Here is a 13,782-nt window from a genome sequence, read left to right on the forward strand (position 1 = left end):
GCTTCGAGCCGTCGTAAAAGGTGCTTCATCCATCAGCTTTACCCGACAAGCGACCTGCACGCGCTTCAGTCAAAGAACTCCACCGCACCTGTTTCGAGACTGTACATTGCGCCGGCGATCTTGATTTCACCCTTCGCTTCCAGCTCGGCAAGTACGGGGCTGTCCTTCCGGATACCCGCAACGTTCTTTTCTACGTTCGTTCGAGCGACAGCATCGACGAAGGCGTAGTTCTTTGCCAGGCGCTCGCCGGTATAGGTCGTCTCCTCCACTGCTGGTTTGATCTTGGTCAGCAAGCCCGTCAAATTTCCCAATTCGGCATTGTCAATGGCGCCCTTGATGGCGCCACATGCCGTGTGGCCCATTACGAGTACGACCTTTGCCCCCGCCAATTTGCAGGCGAATTCCATGCTGCCCAAGATGTCCGCGTTTCTAACGTTACCCGCAACCCGGCAATTGAAAATGTCGCCAAGTCCAAGATCCATGATCACCTCGGCAGGCGCGCGCGAATCTATACACGTCAGCAAGACGGCCGCCGGGTATTGACCTTTTGCACTCGCTTTCTGTTCGCGGAGGTAATTGCGTTCCTTCCTTATTCCCATACGAAAACGCTTATTACCGTTCTTCATTGCCTGGATGATTTGCTCCGGCGTCAGCTTGTCGCGCAGCTCCTTGGTAAGCGCGTCTGCACGTGCGCGATCTGCACGGAAGACGCTGCCGCCGCCAATGCCGACTACAGCAGCTCCAGCAGCCAGCTTGAGAAAACCACGGCGACCCAGGCAATCGCAGCCAAGAGGATGTCCAAGCGTCTGGCGCACGTGCGATCTCCCTTCCTACAATTGCATCTCCAACGCGGCCACAATCGCTAGGTTTGGCCGGTGAAGGCCAGCGGGATCACGAAAAGCGTTTCAAAACGAGCAACTCAGTGTCCGCTCAGCACAAGTGTCTTGATCGGAAGCAGCAGGGCCTGGATGCGCAACAGCATCGCGTGCACGATGCCGACGGTGTCAACGGCATGCAACGCAAGCCGCTTGAATACGCCAGTCTCGTTCGAGGCAATCCGCTCGTGGTTACTGGTATAGGCGTTGACGATGCAACTGCTTCCGGGTGTCACGCCGTTAAGGCCGCCTTTATAGATAGGCTCCAGGTAGGTGAGAATGGTGCCTGGACGCATCACCTGCTGCGCGTCGACCAACTGCTCGCCGGCGCGGACCTGACCTGCTGCGATGTAATCCTGCACACCGGTCACCACCATCGGAATGATAGTCCAGGGCTTCGAGATGCATGTGGCCTCGGCGACCATTCCAACCTTCATGACCTGCGCCTCGATCTGTCCAAAGCCCGCAAAAAGCGCGCGTTGTCCTGCCCCCTCCGGAATGAGAACGCCAGCCGATCGCATCATAGGATTGACGACATCTCCCACACGCAGCGTGAACTGCTCTACCCGGCCGGCGACACCGGCTCGAATGTATGATTTGTCCATATCCACCTGCGCATCGGCCAACGCCGCCTCCGCGCTTGCCTTCTCCGCGGGCAGAAGCGCGCTCACGCGAGTCATTGCTGATTGTTTCGAAGCTGTCGCGGAGTCAAGGCCCCCTTGCCGACCCGCAAGCAGCACCTCGAGCTTTTCGATGTCACGCTGCGGGACGATGCCGGGATTGCGCTTCTGAAGTTCGCGTTTGGTGTCCAGCTCATCCGAAGCTTGCTGATAGGCGCCCTTGGCCTCCTGAATCTGTCCTTCGGCCTTGAGGATGTCGGCCTGCGCCACCAGCAAAGCGGCCTCGACTTCGGCGATCTTGCGCCGGGCCGCTTCCATTGCTGCTTCCTGCTTTGAAGTGTCCAGCTTGAAGATCACATCACCCTTCTGGACGGGAGCGCTGAAATCAGCGCGAACTTCTGCGACCCGGCCAATTCTCTCCGGAACGATCGGAATGGTCCTGTAGAACAGCGTCGCCGTGTTGGTCGACGGATGAAAATAGAAGATGACCGTAATCAGGCCGACCGTCAGCATGAGGCAGGTGACGATGCCCCACCTTAGCTCAAACCACACTGAATAGAAGGTAATCTCCCGGCCGAGACGCTTCCCTTGCCAGTAGCGGCGATAAAGGTAATCCGGAAAGATCGTGACCAGGGAGCAGAGCAGCAATTCAAGCATGGCTGCGCACTCCCCTGACGCCGGCCTTTGTCGCATCCGCTCCCTCGGGGCGAGCGGCGTGGGCCGGGCCTTCATCGGCTACCTCGGCCGCTTCGTTTCCCGGCGGAACGCCGGCCATCTTCTCGACCGATCCCGCGATGCTGCGCAGCGGCGTGCTGAAATCGGGCAAATCGATCATGGCAAGCAACAGCCCGATTACCCAAAACAGGTGGATGTGGGTAAAGAGCGCCAACAAACCCAACACAGCCACGATCTCGAATTGCAGCTTCTGCGATTTGTGCGCCATCCGCTCCGGCAAAGAGTGCAAGCGCAGGTAAAGATTACCGACCAACAGAACGGCACCGAGCAGAACGATGCCGACCACCAGCATGAGGATATCGGTGCTTTCAGGAGCGGTGATGAAGCCTGGCAGATGATGCGGGGCGCTTGGATGAAGTAACTCGCTCACGGCATACTCCATTCCAAAATGCAAACTATCGTACCGAGGAAAAACAGATACTCAGCTTCGCCGAACGGTTGTATCTTTGCACAAAACTGCGACTTGGCAAGCTAAGACCTTGTCGCCAGCACCACGCCCGCCAGCGTGAACACCAGTGCTGCGATCTGGATCAGGCCGAGCGGCTCACCGAGCGCGATGGCCGAGGCGACGACGCCGATCACCGGCACCGCCATGGTGCCGATCGCGGCGACTGATGCCGGCAGACGGGCGAGCGCGGCGAACCAGCTCACATAGGCGATGCAGAACTGGATCACGGTGGAATAGATCAGGAGCCACCAGCCGAGCTGTGTCACATCATCGATATGCGTGGTCTCGACGGCGAGACCGATGATGACGATCGGAAAACATCCCAGCCCGATCTGCCAGGCCGCGGCCGGGATCGGCGGCAGCGGCACCGGCAATTTTTTCGCCAGCACCGTGCCGAGCGCAAAGCCGAACGCGCCGCCCAGCGCCATCACCATGCCCGGCAGTTTTGCCGCGGTCGCGCTAAACCCGTTGCCGCCCATGATGGCGGCGAGGCCGGCGAACGCCATCACCAGCGCCACCGTGCGCAGAATAGTCGGCCGCTCGCCGAGCACCGGCCAGGCCAAGAGCGAGGCCCATACCGGCATGGTGTAGGCGATCAGCGCGGCTTCGCTCGCCGGCAGCCACAGCAGCGCCAGCCCCATCAGCACCATCCAGCCCGTGACATTGAGCAGGGCCGAAAGCATCAACCGCGGCCACAGATGCCGCTCGACCTTGAGGCTTTGCGAGCGCGCCAGCGCCAGCACGGCCAGGAGCGCCGCGCCGATCACGCCGGTCGAGCCCCGCAGCGTCAGCGGCGGCAACTCGCTCAACAGATACTTCGTGACGGGCCAGTTAAACCCCCAGCCCACCGAGGTGATGGCGAGGAACATCAGGCCTGCGGGCGCGATCCGCATCGGCGCGCTGGTCGGTTTTGATTCTGTCATGGAGCCCGGCAGGGACGGAAAAGAGGTGGAATCGGCCTCACCTTGCCGCTTATCGGCGGGCGCGACCACGGGCTCGTCGGCATGCCAGCCCTCCCCGTTCCGTAGCGTTACGTGAGTCTTTCGAACGCAATCCCGAAAGCCGAAAAAATACCTGCCCTGTGAACAGCGGGACGAAGCCTGTTTCCACATGCGAGGAACAAATTTTTGGGTTGGGAATCCCTGAGGACTCACCGATACTTGGCACCATCACAGGCGCGGGAACACCCCCTGTTATCCCTCACTTTCCACCATATTTAGTATTTGATTCAGGAACTCGTACTACTCCTTGACGGGCGCAACGGGTTTGGCCTAGCCTTATTGCTGGACGGCGCGAGTTAAGTTCTGGGTCCCGCCGATCGCTCCCAAATGGGTTCCGAACGAGCACTCCGTCAGCCGGTTGAGGCACGGATCGAGGGCTTGTCTGCCCAAAATTCGGGGGCGATCCGGGCCTTAAAAACGAGCCGAATGGCTCAAGGCGACGAGTTGCGGCGTTGAGTTGGGAGCATGGTCCGGAAAAGTGGGTACCGGTTTTCGAACAGACCATGCTCAAACGAAGGAAGGGGCTGGCCCTGCCGAAAAGGCGGGACGAGCCCTTGGGGTGGCGAAGACAGAAACAGGGCCGGGTTCACCGGTAGAGCTTGCGGATCTCAAGGGCCAAGGTTGTCTTCAACCTTGGTCCCGGAAGTTCGCTCACTGAAACATCCGGCAACCGCAGGAAATGCGGACCGGGCAAGACGGGGCACGACAACTATGCGAATCGAACGGCGCAACACCACTTCCGGCCAATCACCCTACGCAGGGATTGATTTCAGGCTGACGACATCGGAGATCCGCAACCCCGACGGTTCGGTCGTGTTTCGGCTCGAGAATGTCGAAGTGCCCCAGTTCTGGTCGCAGGTCGCCTCCGACGTGCTGGCGCAGAAGTACTTTCGCAAGGCCGGCGTCGCTGCGCGCTTGAAGAAGATCGAGGAAGAGACCGTCCCGTCGTGGCTGTGGCGCTCGGTGCCGGACACCGAGGCCCTCGCCCTGCTGCCCGAAAGCGAGCGCTATGTCGGCGAGACCAGCGCAAAACAGGTGTTCGATCGCCTCGCCGGCTGCTGGACCTATTGGGGCTGGAAGGGCGGCTACTTCTCCAGCGATGAAGACGCCCAGGCGTTCTACGACGAGCTGCGCTACCAGCTCGCAAAGCAGATGGTCGCGCCGAATTCGCCGCAATGGTTCAACACCGGGCTGCACTGGGCCTACGGCATCGATGGCCCCGGCCAGGGCCACTATTACGTCGACTGGAAGACCGGCAAGCTGACCAAGTCGAAATCGGCCTACGAGCACCCGCAGCCGCACGCCTGCTTCATCCAGGGCATCGAGGACGACCTCGTCAACGAGGGCGGCATCATGGACCTCTGGGTGCGTGAGGCGCGCCTGTTCAAATACGGCTCCGGCACCGGCTCGAACTTCTCGCGCCTGCGCGGTGAAGGCGAGCGCCTTTCGGGCGGCGGCCGCTCGTCCGGCCTGATGAGTTTTCTCAAGATCGGCGACCGCGCCGCCGGCGCGATCAAGTCGGGCGGCACCACGCGCCGCGCGGCCAAGATGGTCGTGGTCGATGTCGATCACCCCGACATCGAGACCTATATCGACTGGAAGGTGAAGGAGGAGCAGAAGGTTGCAGCCCTCGTCACCGGCTCCAAGATCAACCAGAAGCACCTCAAGGCCGTGCTGAAGGCCTGCGTGAACTGCGAAGGTTCGGGCGACGACTGCTTCGATCCCGAAAAGAACCCAGCGCTGCGCCGCGAGATCAAGCTGGCGCGCCGCGCGCTGGTGCCCGACAATTACATCAAGCGGGTGATCCAGTTCGCCAAGCAGGGATATAAGGACATCGACTTCCCGATCTACGACACCGATTGGGATTCGGAAGCCTACCTCACGGTATCCGGCCAGAACTCCAACAACTCGGTCTCGCTGAAGGACGATTTCCTCCGCGCCGTCGAAACCGACGGCGAGTGGAATCTGATCGGCCGCACCAACAAGAAGATCACCAAGACGCTGAAGGCGCGCGAGCTCTGGGAAAAGATCGGGCACGCCGCCTGGGCCTCGGCCGATCCGGGGTTGCACTTCAACACCACCATGAACGACTGGCACACCTGCAAGGCGTCCGGCGACATCCGCGCGTCGAACCCGTGCTCGGAATACATGTTCCTGGACGACACGGCGTGCAACCTCGCCTCCGCCAATCTGCTGACGTTCTATTCGACCACCACCAAACGGTTCGACGTCGAGGCCTACGAGCACCTGTGCCGGCTCTGGACCATCGTGCTCGAAATCTCCGTGATGATGGCGCAATTCCCCTCGAAGGCGATCGCCGAGCTCTCCTACGAGTTCCGCACGCTGGGCCTCGGCTTTGCCAACATCGGCGGCCTCTTGATGACCATGGGCCTGCCCTATGACTCCAAGGAAGGCCGTTCGCTGTGCGGCGCGCTGACCGCCGTGATGACCGGCATCGCCTACAAGACCTCGGCCGAAATGGCGGCCGAGCTCGGCACCTTCCCCGGCTACAAGAAGAACGCCCAGCACATGCTGCGCGTGATCCGCAACCACCGCCGCGCCGCCCACGGCCACGCCTCGGGCTATGAGTCGCTCAGCGTCAACCCGGTGCCGCTCGACCACGCCTCCTGCCCGCAAGGAGACGTGATCGCGCATGCGACCAAGGCCTGGGACGACGCCCTCGCCCTCGGCGAAGCCAACGGTTTCCGCAACGCGCAGACGACTGTCGTGGCGCCGACCGGCACCATTGGCCTGGTCATGGATTGCGACACCACCGGCATCGAGCCTGACTTTGCGCTGGTGAAATTCAAGAAGCTCGCCGGCGGCGGCTACTGGAAGATCATCAACCAGGCCGTGCCCGAAGCGCTGCGCGCGCTCGGCTACAGCGAAGCGCATATTGCGGAGATCGAGGCTTACGCCGTCGGCCACGGCTCGCTCTCCAACGCGCCCGGCATCAACCTCACCACGCTGAAGGCAAAAGGCTTCACCGACGAAGCGCTGGCCAAGGTGGAAAAGGCGCTGCCGACCGCCTTCGACATCAAGTTCGCCTTCAACAAGTGGACCTTTGGCGAGGACTTCCTGCGCGACACGTTGAACCTTGCGCCGGAAGCAATCGCGGCCCCCGGCTTCGACCTGCTCGCAGCGCTCGGCTTCTCCAAGCGCGAGATCGAGGCCGCCAACGTGCACATCTGCGGCGCGATGACGGTGGAAGGCGCGCCGCACCTGAAGGCCGAGCACTATCCGGTGTTCGATTGCGCCAACCCCTGCGGCAAGATCGGCAAGCGCTATCTGTCGGTCGAGAGCCACATCCGCATGATGGCGGCCTCGCAGCCGTTCATCTCGGGCGCGATCAGCAAGACCATCAACATGCCGAACGACGCCACCGTCGAGGACTGCAAGGCGGCGTATCTCTTGTCCTGGAAGCTCGCGCTGAAGGCCAACGCGCTCTACCGCGACGGCTCGAAGCTGAGCCAGCCCTTGAACTCGCAGCTCATCGCCGATGATGACGACGAGGACGATGCGGTGGAGGCGCTCTACGAGAAGCCGATGGCCGCGCGCACCGCGCAGGTCTCGGAGAAGATCGTCGAAAAACTGGTCGAGCGCATTGTCGTGATGCGCGAGCGCGAGAAGATGCCGGATCGCCGCAAGGGTTACACCCAGAAGGCGGTGGTCGGCGGCCACAAGGTCTACTTGCGCACCGGCGAATATGACGACGGCCGTCTCGGCGAGATCTTCATCGACATGCACAAGGAAGGCGCGGCGCTCCGCTCCTTCATCAACAACTTCGCGATCGCCGTCTCGCTCGGCCTGCAATACGGCGTGCCACTGGAGGAATATGTCGACGCCTTCACCTTCACCCGCTTCGAGCCCGCGGGCCCCGTGCAGGGCAACGACTCCATCAAGTACGCGACCTCGATCCTCGACTATGTGTTCCGCGAACTCGCGGTCAGCTACATGTCGCGCTTCGATCTCGCCCATGTCGACCCGACCGAGTCGAATTTCGACGCGCTCGGCAAGGGCGTAGAGGAAGGCAAGGAGCCGTCCGACCAGGGCCAGCAGGCCACCAAGTATCTGTCCAAGGGCCTGACCCGCTCGCGCACGGATAATCTCGTCGTGATGCGCGGCGGCGACGTGGATGCCCGCGGCTCCCACAACGTCACCGCGATCGGCGGCCACGGCCCCAGCGCCCGCGCCTCCGACGCGCATGAAGGCGCGGTGGCGCTGAAGCAGGAAACCAGCCACGACCTGTCGCCAACGGAAAGGCTGGACGCCCTGAAGTGGAGCAAGGCCGGCAGCGCCGCCGTCGCAGTCGCCCCGTCCAAGGCCGAACGCCGCGCCGAAGCCAAGGCCAAGGGCTACGAAGGCGAGATGTGCTCGGAGTGCGGCAACTTCACGCTGGTGCGGAACGGGACGTGTATGAAGTGCGATACGTGTGGGTCCACGACGGGGTGTTCGTGAAGCGCCGCGGCGATGTCTAACGAACCGTCCATCCACGACAAAAGCCCTGCCGGCAACGGCGGGGCTTCTTTTTTTGGTCCGCCAGTGCTGAACGAGATCTGGTTCTAGCCGATGACTCGAAAACTCATCCCAATGGCCATCGCGTATGATTTCGATGGCACACTGGCGCCAGGCAATATTCAGGAAAATAGCTTCATCCCCGCAATCGGAATGAAGAAGACAACCTTTTGGCAGAACAACAAAGCGCGCGCAGAGAAGCACGAAGCAGACGAGGTGCTTTCGTACATGACGTACATGCTAGAGCGCGCCGCAGCCCAAGATGTTCCGGTCCGCAAACGAGATTTCGCGGAGCACGGGAAAACTGTAAAACTTTTTCGGGGCGCTAGCAATTGGTTCGACCATATCAATGCCTACGCGAAGGAACGACAAGTCAAGCTGCAGCACTTCATTATATCATCTGGCATCAAGGAGATGATCGAAGCAACAAAGATTGGGAGGAAATTTACAAAGGTGTTCGCTTCGTCGTTTGCTTATGATGCAAATGGGGCTGCCAAGTGGCCCGCGTTAGCGATCAACTACACAACAAAGACCCAGTACCTTTTCCGGATCAACAAGGGGTCTCTTCGTGTGCATGATCACGGACTAATCAACGACTTCGTTCCGCACGCCGAGCGGCCGGTGCCTTTCACCAACATAGTTTTCATCGGCGACGGCGAAACCGATATTCCGTGCATGCGGCTAGTTAGAGATCAAGGCGGTCACTCAATAGCGGTCTATCAGCCTGGAAGTCGATCGAAGAAAGCCCGCGCGGAGAAGCTTATACATGACAAGCGTGCAGACTTCATCGCACCCGCGGATTATTCAGAAGGCAGGCGGCTCGACGAAATCCTTCGCGCAGTAATCGACAAAGTAGCGGCGAATCATGCGGTCCATGTCATGGAGCGCGATTAGCCGGCTGGTGCATCAGTTTAGCAAGTAGCCCGGATGAGCGAAGCGGCATCCGGGATCACTCTAACACCGTCCCGGATTTCGCTTCGCTCATCCGGGCTACTAGCTCTCGGCCCGAAGATGGAGAGCACGAATTGACCAAATTGAAGGGTAAAGAGCGAACAGTGACCGCTGCACGACTTTTTCTGGACACATGCGTTTGGCTCGACCTAGTCGGAAGCGAGGCAAACGAGCCTCTACTGGGAGCGCTGGAAAACCTTACAAATCGCGGCGTCATTGATCTTGTTGTACCGCAGATTGTCAGGGACGAGTTCGACCGCAACAAAGACCGCGTCATCAAGGAAAGCGGGCGCAGCCTTTCGAGTACGCTCAGGCGGGCCAAGGTCGCGGTCTGGACGTATGGCGACGCGAGGAAGCGGCGCAAAGCCGCCGACGTGCTAGACGATATCGACTACCTTCTGAGCAACTCTTTGGATGTAACCGCCGCCTCGGTAGCCCGAGTGGAAACGCTTTTCATGAAATGCTCGTGGCTTGGAGATCAAAGCGCGGCCATGCAATCGGCTTCAGCGAGAGCGCTCCAAAAGAAGGCGCCATTCCATACAGGCAAAAACAGCTTCGCCGACGCCGTAATTTTGGAGCTCTATGGGCAGATTGCGGGACACCCGGGCCGCTCTGTGTTTGTAACTCACAACGTGAAGGATTTCAGCCTGCAAGGCGGCGACCAACGAAAGCCGCATTCTGATATCTCGCAGTATTTTTCACGCATCAAATCGCGGTACTTCATTAAGCTGATTGACGCCCTGCGCGCCCTTCGGCCGAACGAATTTGCAGAGGCGATGTACGAACACGAATTTACCATTGAGCCCCGCAAACCCAGCGAAGTATTAAACGCGATCGACGAACTAACTGACCGTGTTTGGTACGACCGTCATATGGTTATGCGGCATGAGATTCAGACCGGAAAATGCAAGATCATTGCGAAGAAGGACTTCGGACCCAAGCATCACCGCGCGAGCGGCATGGGAAGGCTGGTAGTGGACGATATCCTGGCTGGGGCTATCAAATCGGCGAACCGCGTTGAAAAGAAATACGGGAAGGAAAGCCTGGGTCCTTACTCAAAGTTTGATTGGGGTATGATCAACGGCAAGCTATCCGCCCTGCGCTGGGTGATCGGCGAAGACTGGGACGAGCTCTATACCTGACAAAGCTATCCACAACCCCGCCCTGACACCTCTTTCATCAGCCCGCAGCGACATCCGGGACCACTCTAACATCGCCCCCGGATGTCGCTGCGCTCATCCGGGCTACGCTCGCTAACTTGGTCGGAACGCCACAACCTCAACGAGAGCCAGCAAGCGTAGTCCGGATGAGCGAAGCGGCATCCGAGACATCTCTAATACCGCCGATGCGAAATCCTCGCTCTTGCGTATCGATTTCTACTACCGGGGATTGTGGAGCGGTGCCGACCAAGGCTACATTGCCCCATCTCCGTGGGGGCTGGCATGAAAGCGTTCTGCATTCTCCTAACTGCGGTAGCTACTACCGTTGTTGCGACCATTGATGAAGCGGATGCGCGTCGTGGCGGTCGCTTTTTCAGTGGTGCGGCTCGTGGCGGCGGAAACGCGCTCTTGCACGCTCCACGCAAGAGCTACACGCCAGATGTTCTTACCGTAGATCAGTTGGTCGACTGCCTGAAACGTCCGAGTTGATGGATAAGGCAAGCGACGCAATTGATGCCAACAGAGCGATGTTAAAGAGCAAGATCGATAGTATTGATCGGACAAAAGCCGAAATTGACCTTCGCGAGCCGCGGGTCAACACGCGGATCAAATCGGAAGTCGATCGGTTCAATAACGATGTCCGGCAACTTAATGCGATGATCGTCTCTTATCGCGCCGACCAAGAAGCGTTTAACAATGACGTACGATCGCACAACGCCGCCTTGGCGCCGTTCAATGCCAAGTGCGAAAAGAAGTATTACGTCGATGATATGGAGGCGGCGCAGAAGCTCGTTGAGGCGTCGAAATGACACAAGGCGCAATACGCTCCGCTGTTGTGCCTTCGGCCAGCAAACTGCGTCGCCTCGCGCGCAAGCATGACGCCTTCGGCTGATCCGGCGGACGTACGCCCTTATCAGGTGCTGAGCCTCGACGGCGGCCGCAGGCGCGGCACCTTACTTCGCCAGCCCGAGCGACTTCAGCGCCTTGCCGTTGTCCTCGTTGTCCGCCTTCATGAATTCCGCGAAGCCAGCCGAATCCAGATAGATCATGTCGAAGCCGCGCCTGTTCATGAATTAGCGCCAGCGTAATCCGCCACTTTTGCCAGCGATTGATCCGCGGTTACGCGGAGCCTGTCATCGGGCCGCGCATCGCGCGGACCCGTTGGCTAATCCACCCTACCCACCGAGCATATTCCAGAGAACAGGGCACCATCCCGACGGGCAGCGCCGCGGAGCCTGTTCCGCTGTTTCAACCTAACCGACCGCCGTGCCGCTGGCCTCAGGCACAGCGGAATTCGCGCGTTACCGTGCACTGCCCGTCGTAATCGGTTCCGAGTGTACCGGGATCATCAGGTGCTCGTTGGGTTTGCCGGGGAACATGACGTAGGGCTGCGTCGGGTCTTTGACATCCAGATCGCGCGGATAGGGACTGAGCATCTCGCGTGCTGCGCCGCCGACGATCATGACATGCGGCCCGGTCTGGACCCAATGCTTGTGCGTGTGCCGTTCGGCGGAATCATGATTGCTCGTGCCTGTGTCACCGTCCAGCATGAAAATGAGGCCAATTTTGTTCGGCGGAGTCTGTTTGGCCTGCAGAGCCTTGCGCCATTCCATGGCGTTCTCGTCATCGCATTCGGGCGTTCCGTCATTTCCGATAAAGCAAGTGAAACCGTTCGATCCGGTTTGGATCGTCTTGGAAGATCCATCCGGCTGCGGCATGGTGATCGTCGCGTTGTTCACGACCGACGCCGGAGCAGCGGTCTTCACCTTGGCGATGTACTCTGGTTCGGTCTTCGGGACTTCCTCGGTGGGAAGAGCCGATGCCGATGTGATGGTGAGGGCTGCCGATGCGACGCAGAACCCAACCGACGCGAGAGCATAGAGCCTGTTCATGGCTTACCTCCTGTAGTGGGCAACCGGCATCAATTCTACACCCAAGCCAAGTGGGTGCCTCAAAAATTTCAGGAGGACATCTTCGACAACGTACCGCCGATGCCAAGACCGGAGGAACGGGCTACCGTTGCCCTTGGATTCCGATGCGAGACACGCACGCGGCATGGCGGCTCGGCCTTGCGTTGACTGTAGCCCCCTTTTCTTCCACAGCGAGTAGCCCGGATGAGCACAGTGATATCCGGGACAACCCGAGCACCGCCTCGGATTTCGTGGAGCCTGTCATCGGGCGCGCATTCGCGCGACCCATTGGCTCATCCGGGCTACGCTCGCTACTTTGCATGGGGTTGTTTTCGCGATTTTGTGTCTGGGCCCTGCGGTGTACTGCGGAAGAGTATCTGCACCGAGTCCGGGAGGCGGTATCGTCAGCAAGCAGCCCCGACGAGCGCGGCGACATCCGGGACAACCCCAGCACCACCCGGATATCGCGGAGCCTGTCATCACGGCGCGAGCGCAATTGCGCTCGTCGCTGGGCGCGCATTCGCGCGACCCGTTGGCTCATCCGGGCTACGCTCACTATTCGCTTACTTCGCCAGCCCGAGCGACTTCAGCGCCTTGCCGTTGTCTTCGTTGTCCGCCTTCATGAACTCCGCGAACTTCGCCGAGTCCAGATAGATCATGTCGAAGCCGCGCCTGTTCATGAACTCCTTGAACTCTTCGCTGTCCCAGATCTTCTTGATCGCGATCTCGTACTGCGCGGCAATCTCCTTCGGCAGGCCCTTGGGCGCTGCAAAGCCGCGCCACACACCCTTGTGCCACTTGTGACCCGTTGCCTCTTCGGTGGTCGGCACGTCAGGGAAGTTCGGCGCGCGCTTGGGCGAGAAGAACACGAGGCTGCGGATACGCCCCGCCTTGAGCAGCGCCTCGGCTTCCGGCATCGAGCACGCGACGAAATCGACGCCGCCGGCCGCCAGATCGGTCAGCGCGGTCGCAGCGCCGGTGGACGGCACCCAGCGGATCGAGCCGGGCGAAACGCCGTCGGCCTGCATCAGGCCGGCGAGCGCGACATGCCAGCTTCCGCCCTGCCCCGTGCCCGAGGCCACCACCTTGTTCGGGTTCGCCTTGATATGCGCGAACAGCTCCTTGACGGTCTTGTAGGGTGAGTCCGCCTTGACGTGGATCGCGGCGGGGTCCTGATTGACCAGCGCGATCGGCGTATATTTCTCCCAGGTGAGATCGGTGAGCCCCACCCAGTGCATCAGGTTGATCTCGAGCGTGATGAGACCGAACGTGTAGCCGTCAGGCGCGGCGGTGGCGATCGCCTGGTGGCCGACCACGCCCGAACCGCCCGTGCGGTTCACGACGTTCACCGGCTGCTTGAGATCGCGTTCCAGCATGCTCGCGATCTGGCGCGCGACCGCGTCGGTGCCGCCGCCCGCGGCCCACGGCACGATCAGCGTGATCGGCCGCTCCGGGAAGGCCCCTTGCGCGTTTCCGGCGCCGAGCAGGCTTGCGGCCGCAAGCGCCGCAAGCGCGAGATTTCTGACCAAATTGCTGACCTGGCGAAACATTCGCAAACCCTCCCGCT

10 protein-coding genes are annotated in these 13,782 nt (G+C 60.4%); 4 read left to right on the plus strand and 6 right to left on the minus strand.

The annotated features are described in order from the left end of the window. Positions 1–65 precede the first annotated feature (65 nt). The 4 genes from V1278_RS23725 to V1278_RS23740 form a co-directional block, all read right to left on the minus strand. The gene (locus tag V1278_RS23725; RefSeq protein WP_334382373.1) at positions 66–815 is read right to left on the minus strand and encodes a carbonic anhydrase family protein; all 750 of its coding nucleotides are present in this window, start codon (positions 813–815) and stop codon (positions 66–68) included. A 104-nt stretch (positions 816–919) separates the two neighbouring features. Next, positions 920–2,152 carry an HlyD family secretion protein gene (locus tag V1278_RS23730; RefSeq protein ID WP_334382374.1) on the minus strand — a complete coding sequence of 411 codons (1,233 nt, stop codon included), beginning with the start codon at positions 2,150–2,152 and terminating at the stop codon, positions 920–922. Continuing rightward, on the minus strand, positions 2,145–2,600 hold the full coding sequence (locus V1278_RS23735) for a hypothetical protein (protein WP_334384244.1): 456 nt from the start codon (positions 2,598–2,600) through the stop codon (positions 2,145–2,147). The genes V1278_RS23730 and V1278_RS23735 overlap by 8 nt, the downstream gene beginning before the upstream one ends. Before the next feature lie 101 nt (positions 2,601–2,701). After that, positions 2,702–3,601, minus strand: coding sequence for a DMT family transporter (locus V1278_RS23740; RefSeq protein WP_334382375.1), 900 nt, complete (start codon positions 3,599–3,601; stop codon positions 2,702–2,704). A 789-nt stretch (positions 3,602–4,390) separates the two neighbouring features. On the opposite strand from V1278_RS23740, the gene V1278_RS23745 reads away from it, so the two are divergent. The 4 genes from V1278_RS23745 to V1278_RS23760 all read left to right on the plus strand — a co-directional run bounded on the left by V1278_RS23745 (position 4,391) and on the right by V1278_RS23760 (position 11,114). Then, positions 4,391–8,137: a vitamin B12-dependent ribonucleotide reductase gene (locus V1278_RS23745; RefSeq protein ID WP_334382376.1), complete on the plus strand. Its 3,747-nt coding sequence runs from the start codon at positions 4,391–4,393 to the stop codon at positions 8,135–8,137. Positions 8,138–8,269: 132 nt separating this feature from the next. Continuing rightward, positions 8,270–9,088, plus strand: coding sequence for an HAD family hydrolase (locus tag V1278_RS23750; protein WP_334382377.1), 819 nt, complete (start codon positions 8,270–8,272; stop codon positions 9,086–9,088). 131 nt (positions 9,089–9,219) lie between these two features. Beyond that, positions 9,220–10,287: a PIN domain-containing protein gene (locus V1278_RS23755; protein ID WP_334382378.1), complete on the plus strand. Its 1,068-nt coding sequence runs from the start codon at positions 9,220–9,222 to the stop codon at positions 10,285–10,287. Positions 10,288–10,793: 506 nt separating this feature from the next. Then, positions 10,794–11,114, plus strand: a complete 321-nt coding sequence (locus V1278_RS23760; RefSeq protein ID WP_334382379.1) for a hypothetical protein — start codon at positions 10,794–10,796, stop codon at positions 11,112–11,114. 492 nt (positions 11,115–11,606) lie between these two features. Here the strand turns inward: V1278_RS23760 and V1278_RS23765 are convergent, their stop codons facing one another. Together V1278_RS23765 and V1278_RS23770 are read right to left on the minus strand one after the other, a co-directional pair. Continuing rightward, positions 11,607–12,197, minus strand: a complete 591-nt coding sequence (locus tag V1278_RS23765) for a hypothetical protein (RefSeq protein WP_334382380.1) — start codon at positions 12,195–12,197, stop codon at positions 11,607–11,609. 581 nt (positions 12,198–12,778) lie between these two features. Continuing rightward, positions 12,779–13,765 carry a tripartite tricarboxylate transporter substrate binding protein gene (locus V1278_RS23770; protein WP_334382381.1) on the minus strand — a complete coding sequence of 329 codons (987 nt, stop codon included), beginning with the start codon at positions 13,763–13,765 and terminating at the stop codon, positions 12,779–12,781. Positions 13,766–13,782 lie beyond the last annotated feature (17 nt).

The organism is Bradyrhizobium sp. AZCC 1577 (genome assembly GCF_036924575.1).
In the GTDB taxonomy this organism is placed as follows: domain Bacteria; phylum Pseudomonadota; class Alphaproteobacteria; order Rhizobiales; family Xanthobacteraceae; genus Bradyrhizobium.

What these genes read in the sequence shown, in the direction of transcription:
- V1278_RS23765 (WP_334382380.1), bottom strand. Translation starts at nt 12,197, where the DNA reads ATGAACAGGCTCTATGCTCTCGCGTCGGTTGGGTTCTGCGTCGCATCG.
- V1278_RS23750 (WP_334382377.1), top strand. Translation starts at nt 8,270, where the DNA reads ATGGCCATCGCGTATGATTTCGATGGCACACTGGCGCCAGGCAATATT.
- V1278_RS23740 (WP_334382375.1), bottom strand. Translation starts at nt 3,601, where the DNA reads ATGACAGAATCAAAACCGACCAGCGCGCCGATGCGGATCGCGCCCGCA.
- V1278_RS23730 (WP_334382374.1), bottom strand. Translation starts at nt 2,152, where the DNA reads ATGCTTGAATTGCTGCTCTGCTCCCTGGTCACGATCTTTCCGGATTAC.
- V1278_RS23760 (WP_334382379.1), top strand. Translation starts at nt 10,794, where the DNA reads ATGGATAAGGCAAGCGACGCAATTGATGCCAACAGAGCGATGTTAAAG.
- V1278_RS23770 (WP_334382381.1), bottom strand. Translation starts at nt 13,765, where the DNA reads ATGTTTCGCCAGGTCAGCAATTTGGTCAGAAATCTCGCGCTTGCGGCG.
- V1278_RS23745 (WP_334382376.1), top strand. Translation starts at nt 4,391, where the DNA reads ATGCGAATCGAACGGCGCAACACCACTTCCGGCCAATCACCCTACGCA.